Source organism: Staphylococcus sp. AtDRG32 (assembly GCF_004365845.1).
In the GTDB taxonomy this organism is placed as follows: Bacteria; Bacillota; Bacilli; order Staphylococcales; family Staphylococcaceae; genus Staphylococcus; species Staphylococcus hominis.
This window is the reverse complement of record NZ_SODE01000001.1, coordinates 164,758-181,811: the sequence shown is the minus strand read 5'-3', so window position 1 is coordinate 181,811 and position 17,054 is coordinate 164,758. Positions and strand designations below refer to the sequence as shown.

The following is a 17,054-nucleotide window of genomic DNA, read 5'->3' as shown; positions in this document are numbered from 1 at the left end:
TTATTAAACTTATGTCATCTAACGCTTTACTATTAAAGTTCGGCTACGAACGCTTCAAAAGGTCTCATATTAGTGATATCTAAATCATTTTTATAATTGTGTAGCTTAATTTGAGATGGTTCAACTTCGAATGGTAAATTTAATGATGCAACATGATCTGTTAAATTTCCTGCAACTAGAACTGTCTTATTATTGAGTTTACGTGTGTAAGCAAAAATATTCTCGTTCGCATCATCGATTAAATTAAATTCACCATAAGTATATATATCATCAGATTTTTTTATTTTAATTAGACGTTTATAAAAATTAAGAACGGAATCTGAATCCTCGGATTGTTGTGCTACATTTATTGTTTTATAGTTAGGATTGACTGGGAACCATGGCGTACCTTCAGTAAAACCTCCATTTACTTCATTAGTCCACTGCATAGGTGTTCTAGAATTATCACGATTCTCCATTTTATATTTATCTAATAACTGATTAACATCTCCACCTTGAGATTTAACAATTTGATATTCTGTTTTTACAGCAACATCGTTAAATGTTTCAATACTTTCAAATGGATAGTTTGTCATACCAATTTCTTGACCTTGATAAATAAAAGGTGTGCCTTGTTGTAAGAAATATACCACTGCATGGCTAGTAGCAGATTCAAACCAATACTTTTTATCATCTCCCCAAGTAGAAACACGTCTAGGTTGATCATGATTTTCGATAAATAGTGCATTCCATCCTATACCCTCTAGTTGTTTTTGCCAACGGTTTAATACATTTTTATAAGATAAAACATCAAATTTAGAGTCTCCAGTACTCCATAAACCTAAATGTTCAAATTGGAAAATCATATTAAATTTACCTTCTTTTTCTCCAACCCACTCTTTTGCATTATCTGGATTCACGCCATTTGCTTCTCCAACAGTCATAATGTCATAATGACTAAGTGATTTGTCCTTCATTTCTTGAAGCCAATCTTGAATGCCTGGTTGATTCATATCAACATCAAATGCTGGAGCGTATTGTTTTCCTTTTGGAACAGGTAAATCACCAGCTTCAAATGTTTTTTTGATATGAGTGATCGCATCGACTCTAAAACCATCAATTCCTTTTTCGAACCACCAATTCATCATTTTAAAAACAGCTTCTCTAACATCAGGATTACTCCAATTTAAATCAGGTTGCTTTTTACTAAATAAATGGAAATAATACTGTTTTGTTGTGTCATCATATTCCCATGTTGAACCATTGAAAATACTCTCCCAATTATTAGGTTCAGAACCGTCAGGTTTAGGATCTGCCCAAATATACCAATCTCGTTTAGGATTATCTTTACTAGAACGAGATTCTATAAACCATGGGTGTTCATCAGATGTATGGTTAACAACAAGGTCTAAAATTAATTTCATTTCACGCTTATGAATCTCAGATAACAAATGATTAAAGTCTTCCATTGTTCCAAATTCTTCCATAATATCTTGATAATCACTAATATCATAACCATTATCGTCGTTTGGAGATTTATACATAGGGCTAAGCCAAATGACATCAATACCTAAATCTTTCAGATAGTCCAACTTTTCTACCATCCCTGGTAAATCACCAATACCATCATTATTGCTATCATTAAAACTTCTTGGATACACTTGATATGCTACGGCTTCCTTCCACCAATTTTTTTCCATTTATACCGCTCCTTTGAAAATATTATGTAAATAAATTAACTTTGAAATAATGAATTATAATATTCGAGTTAGTTATTTTAATAGTCAATGTTAGTCTTCAATATATAATTTAAATTTTTCTGGATTTATAGAAATATAAAATAATATGTAATAGCATTATATATGGATAATCCATTTTTAAGAAAACGTTTACGCCTATATTTATCGTACTAATCGAGTTTCTAAATGTCAACTTGGGATATATCGATTAAATATAAATTAAAATAACAAAACTATATTTATTAAGAGATCTATACAAACCTATCATAATAAAAAAATCTGAGACACTTAATGGTGTCCCAGATTTTTAATCATGCAATAATTATTCTTCAGTCCATTGAGTATGGAAAATACCATCTTTATCTTTACGTTCATAAGTATGTGCCCCAAAATAATCACGTTGTGCTTGAATTAAATTAGCAGGTAGATCTTCTGAACGGTAGCTATCATAATAGTTGATACTTGCTGAGAAACCAGGTGTTGGTACACCATTTTTAACACCAGTAGCAACTACTTCTCTAAGTGCATCTTGATATTCAGTAACAATACCTTTGAAATAAGGGTCTAATAATAAGTTTTGAAGACCTGAATTATTGTCATATGCGTCTTTAATTTTTTGTAAGAATTGGGCACGAATAATACAACCTTCACGCCAAATCATTGCTAAATCACCTAATTTAAGGTTCCATTCGTTTTCATTGCTCGCTTTACGCATTTGGGCGAAACCTTGGGCGTATGAACAAATTTTACTCATATATAACGCTTTACGGATTTTTTCTAAGAATTCTTCTCTATTTCCATCAAAGTTTGATTTAGGACCACTTAATACTTTCGATGCCTTCACACGTTCTTCTTTAATTGAAGAAATGAAACGTGCAAATACAGATTCAGTAATGATTGTTAATGGTATACCTAATTCTAATGCATTAATTGATGTCCATTTACCAGTTCCTTTTTGACCAGCAGTATCAAGAATTTTTTCTACAAGAGGCTCATTATTTTCATCTAATTTAGTGAAAATATCGCCTGTTATTTCAATTAAATAACTTTCTAATTCTCCAGCATTCCATTCTTTAAAAGTTTTAGAAATTTCTTCATGAGACATACCTAATAATTCTTTCATCATTGCATAACTTTCAGCAATTAATTGCATATCAGCATATTCAATACCATTATGAACCATTTTTACATAATGTCCTGCACCATTTGGTCCAATATATTCTACACATGCAGCACCATCTTTTGCTTTAGCAGCAATGGCATCTAAAATATCACTTACTTTGTTGTAAGCTTCTTGTTGACCACCAGGCATTAAAGATGGACCAGTTAACGCACCGATTTCACCACCAGAAACACCCATTCCAATAAAGTTGATACCACTTTCAGCAAGTGCTTTGTTACGACGAATTGTATCTTGATAGTTTGTATTACCGCCATCAATTAAAATGTCATCGTCATCTAATAAAGGCAATAAGCTATCTATTGTTGCATCTGTAGCAGGACCAGCTTTAACCATTAATAATATTTTGCGTGGTTTTTCTAAAGAGTTTACAAAATCTTCTAAAGAATACGTTGGATGAATTTGTTTACCTTCTGATTCCTTAATCATTAAATCTGTTTTATCACTAGAACGGTTATAAACAGATACGCTATAACCACGTGATTCGATATTCCATGCAAGGTTTTTACCCATAACAGCTAAACCTACTACACCTATTTGTTGAGTCATATTACTTACCTCTCTTATTCAATAATTTCATTAGTATTGTATCACAAAAATATAAATGACTTCACTAAAGTAAAATATTATTTCGCTACTAATTCAACAATTTTAATCAATTGATTCGTAAGTTGATTTAAAGCAGCTACAGAAATACGTTCAGAAGTAGTATGAATGTGTTCATATCCTACACCTAATATGACAGTTGGAATATGATATGTGTTAATAATACTTCCATCTGAATCTCCGCCAGCAATAACAGTTTTACCTGAAAGGCCTAAAGTTTTCGCACTCTTTATAGCATATTGAGTTACAGTCTCAGAATCGTTTCTTCTAAAACCAGGATAGCTCTTAGAAATTTCAACGTTTGCTTTACCGCCTAATTCTTTTGCTGTCGTTTCGAAAGTCTTTTTCATATGGTTGACTTGATATTCTAAACTTTTATCATTATGCGAACGAGCTTCTCCCTCTAAAATGACTTTATCTGCAACAATATTTGTAGCAGAACCGCCATAAAATTTACCAATATTAGCTGTGGTATCTTGATCAATCTGACCTAAATGCATTTTATTGATCGCCTTAGCTGCAATATGAATTGCACTTATACCTTGGTTGGGTTTACTAGCATGTGCTGTTTTCCCATAAATAGTTGTATTAATAATCATTTGAGTTGGGGCACCCACCACTGTTGTTCCAACCGCTTGGCTGGCATCGACAGCATAGCCGAACTCTGCATCTATTAAGTTTTGATCTAATTCTTTAGCACCTTTTAAACCTGCTTCTTCTCCTACAGTGATAATAAATTGAATTTGTCCATGAGGTAATTCTTGTTCATTTATAGTTTGAATCATTTCTAACAAAGCAGCTATACCTGCTTTATCATCTGCCCCTAATACAGTTGTGCCGTCTGAATATACATAGCCATCTTCTTTAAGGATTGGTTTAACGTTAATACCTGGAACAACTGTATCCATATGGCTAGTAAAATAGATTTTAGAAACATGTTCTTTTCCTTCACTACTTGGTAAGGTACAAATTAAATTATTTGCACCTAACCATTCTCTTTTAGACGCATTATCTTCTACAACATTTAATCCTAAATCTATAAATTTCTTTTTTAGAATGGGTTGTATCGTTTCTTCATTCCCAGTTTCAGAATTAATTTGCACTAACTCTAAAAAAGTATTAAGTAAACGGCGACTATTAATCATTATGAAAACCCCTTTCTTATATAGTTAATATTTTAACTGACTTTGAGAATTAGAGTAAATAAATTGATTGCCATTTTTATCGAAATCATTTAAGGTTATTTTATATATTATAAGTTATTAATATAACGAATAATTAAATTATTTAAAGGTTTCAAGGAGCGTTTACATTGAATAATAAAGTGCTAAAAATTATTATCATTATCATGTTAATTGCAGTTGTAGCTGCACTGTTACTTACAAGTCTTGTTCCCCTCATGCATTAAAAATTACTTAGAATAGAAACTATCGACAAAAAACCAAATTTGACGATAGTTTTTATTATTATTTCTTAAATTTATGCAAATAAAAAAGACAAACTTTTTGTATTTAAAGGAAGTTTGTCTTTTTACTTTGATTAGAAATTATTTTTAGATGTTATATTTCACTATGTAATTTTAAAGAGCCGAAGTGAGATTTAATATTTAAATATTCTTCTAATTCATTTAAAATTTGCATCATACTTGCTCTTGATTTTAAAGATTGATGTGATTCTGGCAATGGCAATTCGTCTAATTTTAAACGTATCTCATATAATGAATGTAGTCTTAACACAGTATAATCATTACTATTAACATTATCTCCAATTTCAGCCATTAAATGGGCAACAGTCTCTAACAAAGGATCATTAGATGAAGTATTATGAATTAATGTTTGGATTCTGCGTAGTATTTCTAGTTGTTCTTCTCTCATATCAAAATAGTGATAATATGAGTTTTCATTTCGCACAAAGTGATTTTTAACGTCTCTAAACGCAATAGATTTAGCTTTACGAATATTGTTTTCTAATGTATCAAAAGAAATTGACAATTGTTTATTAATATTTAAACATGCTTCACTATATTGTTTAAATATTGCTTTAATTTCATTTTCAATTTCCTTCTTAAAATTATCTAATGTATTATCTAGACTAGGCATAATTAAATTCATTAAAAATGCTATTCCTAAACCAATTATAAGAAGTAAAATTTCATTAATAATTAAATGAAGACCAATAACTTTGGCATTAAATACGTGAAGTAAAATGACACAACTTGTCACTACACCTTCTTGAACATTCAACATCACTGTAAGTGGAATAAATAATAAAACAATTAATCCTAAAACGACTGCATTTTGACCAAGTAAATTAAAAATAAATGAACCAAAAAATAACATTAATAAACACGAAACGAATCGAGAACCAATTGCTTGTAGTGAGTGAACTTTAGTATGTTTAATACATAGAACAATGAGGATAGCACTTGAAGCATAGTTATCAAGTCCTATCCATTTAGCTAGAATAACGCCTAATGTAATTCCTACAGCTGTTTTAAGTGTTCTAAATCCAATTCTATAAGGATTTAAAGTTAGCATGTATTGTTCCTCTTATCTTTCTTCACAATACTTATCAAATAACTTTTGAAGTTGATTGATAACATCCATTACGTCATGACCTTCTATTTGATGGCGTTCTATCATTTCAGTAATCTTACCATCTTTCATAAGTGCAAATGAAGGACTTGAAGGTGCGTATCCTTCAAAATAGTCTCTTGCTTGCTGAGTGGCTTCTTTATCTTGACCAGCAAATACAGTAACTAATCTATTAGGTAACTTATCATAGTGAAGTGCGTGACTTGCGGCTGGACGCGCTATACCTCCTGCACATCCACAAACTGAATTTATCATTACTAGTGTAGTACCATCTTGTTTAAATACTTTATCAACTTCATCTGAAGTAGTTAATTGTTCATAACCAGCAGATTCAATTTCATTTCTAGCTTGTTCTACAACACCATTCATATATAAATCAAAATTTAAATCCATTTAGAATCACCTTTCAGTCAATTATTATTTATTGTCATTTTACTAATTTCCAACATATAGTTCAAATAGGTTGGTTGTAATATAACAAACTTTTAATAAATATTTGTTGTTTCAATTGAATAGCTTTCAATTCGATTTTTTACTTGCGACATAAATCGTCCAGTTTGAACACCATCTAAAATACGATGATCAATTGAAATACATAAATTAACCATATTTCTTATAGCTATCATATCGTCGATGACAACAGGTTTTTTAACAATTGATTCTACTTGTAAGATTGCTGCTTGAGGATGATTAATAATACCCATTGAAGATACAGAACCAAATGTCCCAGTATTATTAACTGTAAAAGTACCACCAGTCATGTCTTCTTGAGTCAGTTGTTGATTTCGAGCTTTTTGTGCTAGTTGATTGATTTCTCTAGCAATACCTTTAATTGATTTTTCATCTGCATTTTTAATTACAGGAACATATAATTTGTCTTCATCAGCTACAGCTATCGAAATATTGATGTCTTTATGAATTATAATTTCATTACCATCCCAACTGCTGTTAAGTAATGGATTAGATTTCAAAGCTTCTGCTACAGCTTTTACAAAGAAAGCAAAGAATGTTAAATTATATCCTTCTTGTTTTTTAAACACAGTCTTATAATGATTTCTAGTTTTCACAAGGTTTGTAGCATCGACTTCTATCATCATCCAGCCATGTGGAATTTCAGTGGCACTGGTAACCATATTTTGGGCAATTGCTTTTCGCACGCCTTTAACTGGTACTGTATAATCGTCTAATGGTTCATTTGATGAAGCGTTATTATTTCTTGAACTCGTTTCGGAATGATTGGTTATCTGAGTGGTAGGTGTTTCTTTTAAGTCTTGCTGGTTATTTTCTTGAATATAAGTTTCAATATCTTTTTTAGTTACTCTACCCTCAAATCCTGTGCCAGGTACTTGTGATAAATCAATATCGTTTTCTGAAGCTATCTTAAATACGACTGGAGAAAATCTTCCATTATTGATCGAATTCGTAGATGATTGATTTGTGTTAGAAGGCTTAGACTGACTCTTTACAGAATTACTTTGTGTTTGACTAGGTGTTTCATTAGTATCGTCTTGATTAGAATTTAAAGATGTATCATCGGGTTGAATTTTACAAATGATTTGATTGATTTCAATCGTTTCACCTTCAGTAGCAATTAACTCTGTAATTGTACCAGAAATAGTTGAAGGAACTTCTGCTGTTACTTTATCTGTAACTACTTCACATAGTGGTTCATATTCATCTACATGATCCCCTTCAGAAACTAACCATTGTTCGATTGTACCTTCATGGACACTTTCTCCTAATTTTGGCATTTTAACATCCATTATGTTACCTCCCTAAAATTGTGCTAACTCACGCATTTTTTTTAATATCTTATCAGGATTCATCATTACTTCATTTTCTAAGTTAGGAGAAAATGGCATTGATGGAACATCAGGACCAGCTAACCGCATAATTGGTGCATCTAATTCGAATAAACAATGTTCAGCTATGATTGCTGAAACTTCAGACATGATACTACCTTCAAGGTTATCTTCAGTTACAAGCAAAATCTTACCATTTCGTTTAGCGCGTTCAATAATCGTTGTTTTATCTAATGGATAAACTGTTCTTAAGTCAACTACTTCAACATTAATGCCATCTGCCTCTAAAATATCGGCTGCTTGAATACAATAGTTAACACATAAACCATAAGTGAAAACTGTAATATCATCACCTTCACGTTTAACATCAGCTTTGCCCAAAGGAATAGTATAGTAAGAATCGGGTACTTCTTCTTTTAAAAATCGGTATGCTTTTTTATGTTCAAAAAATAATACTGGATCATTTGATTCAATTGAAGATAATAATAAACCTTTCGCATCATATGGAGTTGAAGGAATTACAATTGTTAATCCAGGTGTAGACGCAAAGATACTCTCAATACTTTGAGAATGATATAAACCACCATGTACGCCACCACCGAATGGTGCACGAACAGTTAAAGGACATTGCCAATCGTTATTAGAACGATATCGCATTTTAGCGGCTTCACTAATAATTTGATTAACTGCTGGTAAAATAAAATCTGCGAATTGAATTTCAGCTATAGGACGTTTGCCAAGCATTGCTGCACCAATTGCAGTACCGATAATATTTGATTCTGCTAAAGGCGTATCAATTACGCGCAGTTCTCCATATTTTTCTTGTAAACCACGTGTCGCACCGAATACACCACCTTTTCGTCCTACATCTTCTCCTAATATAAAAATATTATTATCTTTTTCCATAGCCAAGTCTTGTGCATTTTGAATGGCTTCTATATAACTCATTTTAGTCATTGAAAATATCTCCTTCTGGATCATACACATATTGATATGTTTCTTCTACATCTGGATATTGAGCATTTTCAGCATCTTTTGTAGCTTTATCTATAATAGATTTATGTGCGTTATCTAATTCGTTTAACCAATCTTCATTAATAATGCCTAAATCGAGTAATTCATTTTTGAATTTAAGATTACAGTCAGATGTCTTAAAAGCATCTCTTTCTTCTTTAGAACGATATGTATCATCATCATCAGAAGAATGAGGAGTCATTCGAGTGGTAATAGCTTCAATCAATGTTGCCCCTTCGCCATTAAGTGCCCTTTCTCTTGCTTCTTTCATTGCTTTGTACATCGCAATTGGATCATTTCCATCTACGGTTTCTCCATGAATACCATAACCTATTGCTCTATCAGATAGATGCGTTGCTGCATATTGTAATGAATCTGGTACTGAAATTGCGTATTTATTATTGATAATTACACATACAAACGGTAAGTTATGGACTCCAGCAAAATTCAATCCCTCATGAAAATCTCCTTGATTAGAACTACCTTCTCCTACAGTAGCAGTTGCTATATTAGATTGTTGATTCATTTTTAATGCTAATGCTGCTCCTACTGAGTGAGGGATTTGTGTTGCTACCGGAGAACTTTGAGATAAAATACCTTTTTCTCTATGACTAAAATGAGAAGGCATTTGTTTTCCTCCAGAATTAATGTCATCCTTTTTACCGAAAGAAGCTAACATTGTATCATAAGGTGAAATCCCCATATATGTAACGAAAGCTAAATCTCTATAATACGGAGATGAAATATCTCCTTCTTTCATTGCATACGCCATACCAATTTGAGTGGCTTCTTGACCTTGACCACTTACTACAAATGGTATTTTTCCAGCACGGTTAAGTAACCATAAGCGTTCATCTAGTTTTCGTCCTAAGTCCATCCATTTATATATTTCTCTCAAATCTTCATCTGTAAGTCCCACAGATTTGTAGTCAATCATTTTTATTTCCTCCTTTAAACGTGTATTGCTCTATTTTCAGCCTTTAGTCCAAGTTCCATCAATATTTCAGACAATGACGGATGTGCATGAGTCGTTAATCCTAATTCTAATGTTGATCCATTCATAAATTGTAATAAAGCAACTTCATTTATTAACTCCGTGACATGTGGGCCTACCATACTTAGACCAATAATATCTCCATTGTCCTTATTTAATATAATTTCACAAAAACCACGTTTATTTTTAGTTTCTTCAATAACTGCTTTTCCAATAGCATTAAAAGGAACTTTATAACTTGTTGCCTTAATATTTTGAGATTTAGCAGTTTCTATATTCAAACCGATAGATGCGACTTCTGGATAAGTATAAACACATTTGGGCATTAAATGATAATTCACTGGAAGCGGATGATCATTAAACATATGTTCAACTGCAGTGATTCCTTCTTTAGAAGCTACGTGAGCTAATTGTAATGTTCCGATACAATCACCTGCTGCATAAAGATGCTTATCACTCGTTTGTTGAAATTCATTTACTTTGATATAACCATGAGTATCTAATTGAATTTTAGTATTTTGAATACCAATATCACTTGTATTAGGTACGCGACCTACTGCAACTAATATTTTATCAACTGTAATAGTAGTTTTTTCATTTATATGTATTTGGATGACATCATTTTTATGTATGATATTCTCTTCACTTAGTTGGCAATCTTCAAAAAATTCTGCACCTCGTTCAATTAAACTATCTTTTAAAAATGTAGAAATGGATTTACTGTCAGAAGGTAATATACGTTTACCTGCTTCAATCACTTTAACATTTACATTTAAATCAGTTAGTAAGGAAGCAAATTCAAGGCCAATCACGCCGCCCCCAACAATAGCAATACTGTCTGGAAGTGTATCAATTTGTAATATATCATCGCTCGATAAAATATTTCGATGATTAATTTTTAAAAATGGTAATGTTTGAGGTCGTGACCCTGTAGCGATAAGTACAAATTGATTTGGAAGTAACTCTGAGCTGCCATCTTCGTATTCAACAGAGATTGTTCCGCTTTGTGGAGAAAATATAGAAGTTCCCATAATACGTCCAATACCATTATAAATATCAATATGATTTTTTTGCATTAAACTTTGAACGCCATTATGCATTTGATTAACAATATCCGTTTTTCGATTCATCATTTTTTCAAAATTAATATGTGAACCCTTTGTGTCTATACCAAATTCTGAAGATTGTCTAACAGTACGAGTCACTTCAGCAGATTTAAGTAGCGCTTTAGTAGGGATACACCCTTTATGTAAACATGTGCCACCTAATAAAGATTTCTCTACAATTGCTACCTTTTTTCCTAATTGAGAAGCACGAATCGCTGCTACGTATCCTGCTGTCCCACCACCTAAAACAACTAAGTCATATTGTTTTTCAGACATTTTGTTACTCCTTATTAATCAGATTTAAAGGTTAGAATTGAAAAGTGTGAATAAACAATTTGAATATAAAAAATAACATTATACTCAATATGTTCTATTTCTTTCCGACATCCAACCTTAATTTAAATTATTCAATTATAAACTATTTATGATTTTGAGCAATCATTTCTCTAGCATTTTCTCTTGTTAATTCAGTTACACTTGCTCCAGAAATCATACGGGCAATTTCGTCAATTTTATCTTCTTTTTTTAACTCTTTCACTTGAGTTGTTGTACGATCATTCTTAGACATTTTACTAATTAATAAGTGATGATCACTCATAGAAGCTACTTGGGGTAAGTGAGATATACAAATAACTTGAATATATTTTGCAATATCTCTCATTTTTTCAGCCATTTTTTGAGCTGCTTGACCAGAAACACCCGAGTCAACTTCATCAAACAAAATAGCAGTTTGACCTCTTGATTCAACGAATATACTTTTTAACGCTAGCATAATACGAGAAAGTTCTCCTCCAGAAGCTATTTTATTTAAACTTTTAAGTGGTTCGCCCTTGTTAGGACTAATGAGAAACTCTACAAATTCAATTCCTTCTATTGTAGGAGTTTCTAATGGCTGAAATGAAATTTCGAGGTTAGCCTCTTTCATTTGTAAATTTTGAATTTCAGCCACGATATGCTCCCGTAACGTTCGAGCTACAATTCGTCTTTCCTTCGATAATGACTGTCCATATTTTATTACTTTTTCATAAAGTAGGTCAATTTCTTCTTTTAATTGAGAAGTACTTTCTTCATAATTTTCAATCTTAGCAATTTCACTTTCTAATTTAGATTGATAAGTAATAAGTTCATCAATAGTTTTACCGTACTTACGTTTAAGATTATTCAGTAAGTTCATTCTAGATTCTAATTCATTAAGTAATTGTTCATCGAATTCAGTATTTGACATTTCATCGTATAGTTCGTGTTTAGCATCCTCTAAGGTATAGTAGAACTGATCAATATCCTCTTTAAGTTTTTTAAATTTACCTGGAATAATGTCATCAATAGTTTGTAAATGATTACTTAATTCATATAAACGGTCAGTGATAGCATGTTCATCTGTAAGTGTGACATGTGCATTGTTTAATGCTAAACTTAATTTTTCAGAATTCTGGATTCGTTTTATATCAGATTCTAATTGAGTAATTTCACCTTCTTTTAGAGAGGCTTCTTGCAATTCCTCAAATTGAAACTTCATTAAATCAAGACGTTGCAATAATGCTTGATCAGCAGACTGTAACTCTTCAAGTTCTTTTTTCTTTTCTTTATATTCATTAAATGTAGTTTCATATTGTTCTTTAACATTGCTATATTGATTTTCAGCATAATCATCTAATAATTTTAAATGATATTTTTGTTTTAATAACGTTTGCGTTTCATGTTGGCCATGTATGTCTAAAAGTTCTTGCATCACTTTTCTTAAATCTTGAAGCGTAACAATTTGATTATTAATACGACAAATACTTTTTCCCGAACTAAAAATTTCTCTTTTTACTAATAGAAAGTCTTCATCAATATCAATATCTAACTCATTTAAAACTGAAATGGCCTCTTTACTATTATCAATATCAAAAATCCCTTCGATAATTGCTTTTTTCTCTCCATGTCTTACAAAATCAGAAGAGGCACGCATACCAATAAGTTGGCCTATTGCATCTATAATAATTGATTTACCAGATCCAGTTTCACCGCTAAGCACAGTTAAACCATCAGAAAAATGAATTTCGAGTTCATCTATAATTGCAAATTGCTTTATTGATAAGGTTTGTAACATAGATTAATCGCATCCTTATAATAAATTGAAAATTCTTGTTTTAATTGTATGACTTGCTTCTTCATCTCTGCATATTAATAGACAGGTATCATCACCACAAATAGTTCCCAATACTTCATCCCAATCAATTTGATCTAAGATTGCTCCGATAGATTGAGCATTACCAGGAAGCGTTTTTAGTACGAGTAAGTTTCCTGTTCCTTCAATATTTACAAATGAATCCATTAAGTATCTACCTAATTTTTCTAAAGGATGGTACTTTCTATCGTTGGGAAGGCTGTATACATACTGTCCTGATGAAGCAGGTACTTTAATTAATTGTAATTCTTTAATGTCACGAGAGACAGTCGCTTGAGTAACATTTAGGTCGTATTCATTTAGACGTTTTACAAGTTCATCTTGTGTTTCAATTTGTTCACTTGAAATAATTTCTCTTATTTTTATATGTCTTACAGATTTTTTTGCCATTATGAACACTCCTAGTTTCGAATATTTATACAATGATTTTAACACAACGTTATTTTAACTACTACTAAAGTTATCCTTTAGAAAGGTTGATTTGAAGAATGATATTATTATTTATGATACGTATTATTATATTTTCTATTTAAATTAAATTTAAATTTATATACATTTATGCATTTTAAATCATTAAAAGTAGATTACTAAAACAAAAAACTCTTTAAAGATTATTGTCTTAGTAATCTTTAAAGAGAAAAACTCTAACTATTAATGGTCACGTGAATAAAATAAATCTACAATTTCTAGAAGCGGTTCAACATCATATTGTGGTTTCAATTGATTAATTGTATCTATTGCAGCATCTTTATGATATTTTAGTTTTTCTTCAGCGCCTGATTTACCAAGTAAAGAAACATAAGTACTTTTATGGTTTTCTACATCGCTTCCTACTTTTTTACCCAATTTTTTCTCATCACCATAAACATCTAATAAATCATCTTTTATTTGAAACATTAGGCCTAAGTGTTCACTGAAACAATCTAATGTATTTAAAATTTCTTTGTTTACATTGGCAATATCCGCAGCACTTAAAATAGAAAATTTTAAAAGAGCCCCAGTTTTTGCCTTATGAATTTGCTCTAGAGTATGTAATTCTATTGGAGTATTCTCACTATCCATATCTAAGGTTTGGCCACCGACCATGCCGAGATTGCCACTATCATGTGCTAGTCTTGAAATAACTTTTACTTTTGTTTCAGCATCTAAGTTTTTATCATTTGCAATTAGTTCAAATGATTTTGTTAGTAAGGCGTCTCCCGCTAAAATCGCTTTCCATTCTCCATACACTTTATGATTTGTTAATTTTCCTCTTCTAAAATCATCATTGTCCATTGCAGGTAAATCATCATGTATAAGTGAGTAAGTATGAATCATTTCTAATGCCAGTGCGGTTTGTAAACCTTTTTTATAATTTTCATTTAACACTTCTAAAGTGAGTAATACAAGCACTGGACGAATTCTTTTACCACCAGCATCAAGTGAATATTGCATACTCTCCTCTAGTTTAGTATTTAAAGGAGACGATTTTATAATACCGTCAAGATTATTATTTATAATTTCAATCAATTCATTCATTGATTTCTTCAACATCATCTTCATCCTTTGCTTCATCTTTGATTAATTGATTTACTTTATTTTCAGCATCTTTCAAAGTTTTGTCACAAGCAGATGATAATTTCATACCACGTTGATATAAATCAAGAGATTCTTCTAATGAAACAGTTTCATTATCTAACTTTTGAACTATACTTTCTAATTCTTTCATCATTTCTTCAAAACTTTGTTGTTCTTTACTCATCTTCACACCTTACTTTCTTAACTATAGCGTCTATATTACCGTCTTTCATTGATAATGTGATTTCATCTTGTTCATTTAAATCGTGTGTGCTTGTAATGACTTTATTGTCCTTATTAATAATTGAATATCCTCTTAACATTGTATTAGTTGGACTAAGTTGATTTAATTGCTCAATTTTATTCTTTAAATTAGCTTTATTATGATTAATTAAGTTATATGTTAAATTTATTAATCTATTTTCATTATTACGGATCATTTTTTGATATTGTACAATTGAATCATTTAATCTTCTTATATTAAAATGTTGACGCAATACAGTGATATTGTTTCTTTTTTTTTCAATATTTAACGTTAAACGTTGTGTTAGTTTTTTTTCTAAATCATCTCTTCGTTGAATCTGTTGTTCATATAACAACGTAGGTTGCTTAAATTTATAATAAGATGATAAATAATCTAATTGTTTATGTTGTTTTTCTATTAGTTGTTTAATACTTTTAGTAAGAGAAAATCGATACTGATGTATTTGCTGAATGAGTTCGTACTGATCTGGTGTAGCGATAACAGCAGCTTGAGTAGGAGTTGCTGCTCTCATATCTGCTACAAAATCACTTAAAGTAAAATCAGTTTCATGTCCTACAGCTGAGATAATTGGTGTATGACACTCATATATAGCTCGAACAACTTCTTCTTCATTGAAATTCCATAAATCTTCAATAGAGCCGCCTCCACGGCCTAGAATGATGGTATCTACTCCTAAAGTATCTGCATACTTAATTTTTTCAATAATATCATTTTTAGCATTAATACCTTGTACTAATGTACTAATTGATATTTTTTCTACTAGAGGGTATCTACTATCTATAGTAGTGTGAATATCTCTGATTGCTGCTCCAGTATCAGCTGTAAGAATAGCAATCTTTTTAGGGAATCTAGGGATTGCTTTTTTATGATTTTGATTAAAAATCCCCTGTTTATTTAGTTTTTCTTTTAATTGCTCTAACTTTTGGTATAAATTTCCTATACCGTCAATTTCCATTTTATTAACATAAATTTGATAATTTCCTCTACGTTCATAAACCGAAACTCGAGCTTCTAATAAAACTTCGTCTCCTTCTTTAGGATCAAATGTTAGTTTAGAAGCATTTCCCTTAAACATCATAGCACTTATCACACTATTTTTATCTTTCACATTAAAATAAAGATGACCACTAGAATGTTTTTTAAAATTTGAGAGTTCACCTTTTAATAGGATAGATTGCAAGTGTGGATCTTGATCAAATTTATATTTAATATATTTAGTTAAAGTAGAGACACTTAAATATTCTGACATGATTCATCACTCAAATATGTTTATTTTATATTACTTAAGACACCGTTTATAAATTTATAATGACCTTCATCACTAAATTGTTTTGTTAGCTCTACTGCTTCATTAATGATGACTTTAGGAGGCGTATCACTATGAAGCAATTCAAAGGTAGCCATTCTTAAAATAATACGATCCGTTTTTAATAATCGTTGTATAGACCAGTCTTTTAATTTTGGTTCAATTGATTGATCTAAAACTTGTTCATGATCTTTCACTCCTGTAACAAGCCAATGAATGAACTCAAAATCTAAGTCTGGATAATCGTCTTTTATAAAATTTATAGCTTCATTGATTGTTAAATCTGTATTTTTCATTTCTAGTTGAAACAATGTCTGAAATGCTTGTTTTCTTGATTCTTTGCGACTCATAAGAAACTCCTTTGTATTATGGTAACTTTAATTTATTCAGTTGTGATGTGCATGATATGAATGTTAATTTCTTTGGGTTCGATAGCAGTCATTGTTTTAATGGAATTAAAAATAGAAGTTTGAATTTTACTTGCAACTTTAGCTATTTTTATTCCATGTTTAATAGAGCAATAAACATCAATATGAATACCATCATCTTTAGTATTAACTTTTAAATTTTTATTTAAATTTTTACGACTTATTTTTTCAATATTACTCTTTTTTAGTTCATAAAAATGCCCAGTCACTCCTTCAACTTCAGAAACAGCAATACTTGCTATTACTGAAATAACTTCTGGTACAATTTCTACTTTACCTAAATTAGCATGTGAATAATCTGCTACATTTACCAT

Annotated in this window: 17 protein-coding genes; 1 reads left to right on the top strand and 16 read right to left on the bottom strand. The window is 30.9% G+C overall.

From position 1 onward, the window contains the following. Positions 1-32: 32 nt before the first annotated feature. The 3 genes from BDW25_RS00905 to BDW25_RS00895 form a co-directional block, all read right to left on the bottom strand. Positions 33-1,679 (bottom strand): glycoside hydrolase family 13 protein, encoded by a 1,647-nt coding sequence (locus tag BDW25_RS00905; protein ID WP_133944663.1) that lies wholly within the window; start codon positions 1,677-1,679, stop codon positions 33-35. A 361-nt stretch (positions 1,680-2,040) separates the two neighbouring features. Beyond that, on the bottom strand, positions 2,041-3,447 hold the full coding sequence (gene gndA / locus BDW25_RS00900) for an NADP-dependent phosphogluconate dehydrogenase (protein WP_107632306.1): 1,407 nt from the start codon (positions 3,445-3,447) through the stop codon (positions 2,041-2,043). A 77-nt stretch (positions 3,448-3,524) separates the two neighbouring features. Further along, positions 3,525-4,649 carry a M20/M25/M40 family metallo-hydrolase gene (locus BDW25_RS00895; protein ID WP_133944661.1) on the bottom strand — a complete coding sequence of 375 codons (1,125 nt, stop codon included), beginning with the start codon at positions 4,647-4,649 and terminating at the stop codon, positions 3,525-3,527. 167 nt (positions 4,650-4,816) lie between these two features. On the opposite strand from BDW25_RS00895, the gene prli42 reads away from it, so the two are divergent. Then, complete coding sequence (prli42, locus tag BDW25_RS10835) at positions 4,817-4,912, top strand: stressosome-associated protein Prli42 (protein ID WP_017176262.1); 96 nt, start codon at positions 4,817-4,819, stop codon at positions 4,910-4,912. A gap of 151 nt (positions 4,913-5,063) precedes the next feature. Here the strand turns inward: prli42 and BDW25_RS00890 are convergent, their stop codons facing one another. The 13 genes from BDW25_RS00890 to BDW25_RS00830 all read right to left on the bottom strand — a co-directional run bounded on the left by BDW25_RS00890 (position 5,064) and on the right by BDW25_RS00830 (position 17,054). Further along, the gene (locus tag BDW25_RS00890) at positions 5,064-6,041 is read right to left on the bottom strand and encodes an aromatic acid exporter family protein (protein ID WP_133944659.1); all 978 of its coding nucleotides are present in this window, start codon (positions 6,039-6,041) and stop codon (positions 5,064-5,066) included. Between the two features lie 12 nt (positions 6,042-6,053). After that, the gene (brxB, locus tag BDW25_RS00885) at positions 6,054-6,491 is read right to left on the bottom strand and encodes a bacilliredoxin BrxB (protein ID WP_017176260.1); all 438 of its coding nucleotides are present in this window, start codon (positions 6,489-6,491) and stop codon (positions 6,054-6,056) included. Between the two features lie 92 nt (positions 6,492-6,583). Beyond that, positions 6,584-7,861 (bottom strand): dihydrolipoamide acetyltransferase family protein, encoded by a 1,278-nt coding sequence (locus BDW25_RS00880; protein WP_049418397.1) that lies wholly within the window; start codon positions 7,859-7,861, stop codon positions 6,584-6,586. 12 nt (positions 7,862-7,873) lie between these two features. Then, positions 7,874-8,857, bottom strand: a complete 984-nt coding sequence (locus BDW25_RS00875) for an alpha-ketoacid dehydrogenase subunit beta (protein WP_133944657.1) — start codon at positions 8,855-8,857, stop codon at positions 7,874-7,876. After that, the gene (locus BDW25_RS00870; protein WP_133944655.1) at positions 8,850-9,851 is read right to left on the bottom strand and encodes a thiamine pyrophosphate-dependent dehydrogenase E1 component subunit alpha; all 1,002 of its coding nucleotides are present in this window, start codon (positions 9,849-9,851) and stop codon (positions 8,850-8,852) included. The genes BDW25_RS00875 and BDW25_RS00870 overlap by 8 nt, the downstream gene beginning before the upstream one ends. A gap of 14 nt (positions 9,852-9,865) precedes the next feature. After that, a complete protein-coding gene (lpdA, locus tag BDW25_RS00865; RefSeq protein ID WP_133944653.1) occupies positions 9,866-11,290 on the bottom strand; it encodes a dihydrolipoyl dehydrogenase in 1,425 nt (474 codons plus the stop codon). Between the two features lie 142 nt (positions 11,291-11,432). Next, positions 11,433-13,106 carry a DNA repair protein RecN gene (gene recN / locus BDW25_RS00860; RefSeq protein WP_133944651.1) on the bottom strand — a complete coding sequence of 558 codons (1,674 nt, stop codon included), beginning with the start codon at positions 13,104-13,106 and terminating at the stop codon, positions 11,433-11,435. A 15-nt stretch (positions 13,107-13,121) separates the two neighbouring features. Next, positions 13,122-13,574: a transcriptional regulator AhrC/ArgR gene (gene ahrC / locus BDW25_RS00855; protein WP_002449839.1), complete on the bottom strand. Its 453-nt coding sequence runs from the start codon at positions 13,572-13,574 to the stop codon at positions 13,122-13,124. Between the two features lie 261 nt (positions 13,575-13,835). Further along, a complete protein-coding gene (locus tag BDW25_RS00850) occupies positions 13,836-14,717 on the bottom strand; it encodes a polyprenyl synthetase family protein (RefSeq protein WP_002455304.1) in 882 nt (293 codons plus the stop codon). Next, complete coding sequence (locus BDW25_RS00845; RefSeq protein ID WP_070813237.1) at positions 14,695-14,925, bottom strand: exodeoxyribonuclease VII small subunit; 231 nt, start codon at positions 14,923-14,925, stop codon at positions 14,695-14,697. Before BDW25_RS00845 ends, BDW25_RS00850 begins: the two co-directional genes overlap by 23 nt. Then, complete coding sequence (gene xseA / locus BDW25_RS00840; protein WP_002449838.1) at positions 14,918-16,255, bottom strand: exodeoxyribonuclease VII large subunit; 1,338 nt, start codon at positions 16,253-16,255, stop codon at positions 14,918-14,920. The genes BDW25_RS00845 and xseA overlap by 8 nt, the downstream gene beginning before the upstream one ends. 20 nt (positions 16,256-16,275) lie before the next feature. Continuing rightward, a complete protein-coding gene (nusB, locus tag BDW25_RS00835; protein ID WP_002449711.1) occupies positions 16,276-16,662 on the bottom strand; it encodes a transcription antitermination factor NusB in 387 nt (128 codons plus the stop codon). A 32-nt stretch (positions 16,663-16,694) separates the two neighbouring features. Next, entirely contained in the window at positions 16,695-17,054 is a 360-nt protein-coding gene (locus BDW25_RS00830; protein ID WP_049336135.1) for an Asp23/Gls24 family envelope stress response protein, read from the bottom strand.

Coding starts and splice junctions, on each gene's coding strand:
- BDW25_RS00905 (WP_133944663.1), bottom strand. CDS start 1,679: ATGGAAAAAAATTGGTGGAAGGAAGCCGTAGCATATCAAGTGTATCCA.
- gndA (WP_107632306.1), bottom strand. CDS start 3,447: ATGACTCAACAAATAGGTGTAGTAGGTTTAGCTGTTATGGGTAAAAAC.
- BDW25_RS00895 (WP_133944661.1), bottom strand. CDS start 4,649: ATGATTAATAGTCGCCGTTTACTTAATACTTTTTTAGAGTTAGTGCAA.
- BDW25_RS00890 (WP_133944659.1), bottom strand. CDS start 6,041: ATGCTAACTTTAAATCCTTATAGAATTGGATTTAGAACACTTAAAACA.
- brxB (WP_017176260.1), bottom strand. CDS start 6,491: ATGGATTTAAATTTTGATTTATATATGAATGGTGTTGTAGAACAAGCT.
- BDW25_RS00880 (WP_049418397.1), bottom strand. CDS start 7,861: ATGGATGTTAAAATGCCAAAATTAGGAGAAAGTGTCCATGAAGGTACA.
- BDW25_RS00875 (WP_133944657.1), bottom strand. CDS start 8,857: ATGACTAAAATGAGTTATATAGAAGCCATTCAAAATGCACAAGACTTG.
- BDW25_RS00870 (WP_133944655.1), bottom strand. CDS start 9,851: ATGATTGACTACAAATCTGTGGGACTTACAGATGAAGATTTGAGAGAA.
- lpdA (WP_133944653.1), bottom strand. CDS start 11,290: ATGTCTGAAAAACAATATGACTTAGTTGTTTTAGGTGGTGGGACAGCA.
- recN (WP_133944651.1), bottom strand. CDS start 13,106: ATGTTACAAACCTTATCAATAAAGCAATTTGCAATTATAGATGAACTC.
- ahrC (WP_002449839.1), bottom strand. CDS start 13,574: ATGGCAAAAAAATCTGTAAGACATATAAAAATAAGAGAAATTATTTCA.
- BDW25_RS00850 (WP_002455304.1), bottom strand. CDS start 14,717: ATGTTGAAGAAATCAATGAATGAATTGATTGAAATTATAAATAATAAT.
- BDW25_RS00845 (WP_070813237.1), bottom strand. CDS start 14,925: ATGAGTAAAGAACAACAAAGTTTTGAAGAAATGATGAAAGAATTAGAA.
- xseA (WP_002449838.1), bottom strand. CDS start 16,255: ATGTCAGAATATTTAAGTGTCTCTACTTTAACTAAATATATTAAATAT.
- nusB (WP_002449711.1), bottom strand. CDS start 16,662: ATGAGTCGCAAAGAATCAAGAAAACAAGCATTTCAGACATTGTTTCAA.
- BDW25_RS00830 (WP_049336135.1), bottom strand. CDS start 17,054: ATGGTAAATGTAGCAGATTATTCACATGCTAATTTAGGTAAAGTAGAA.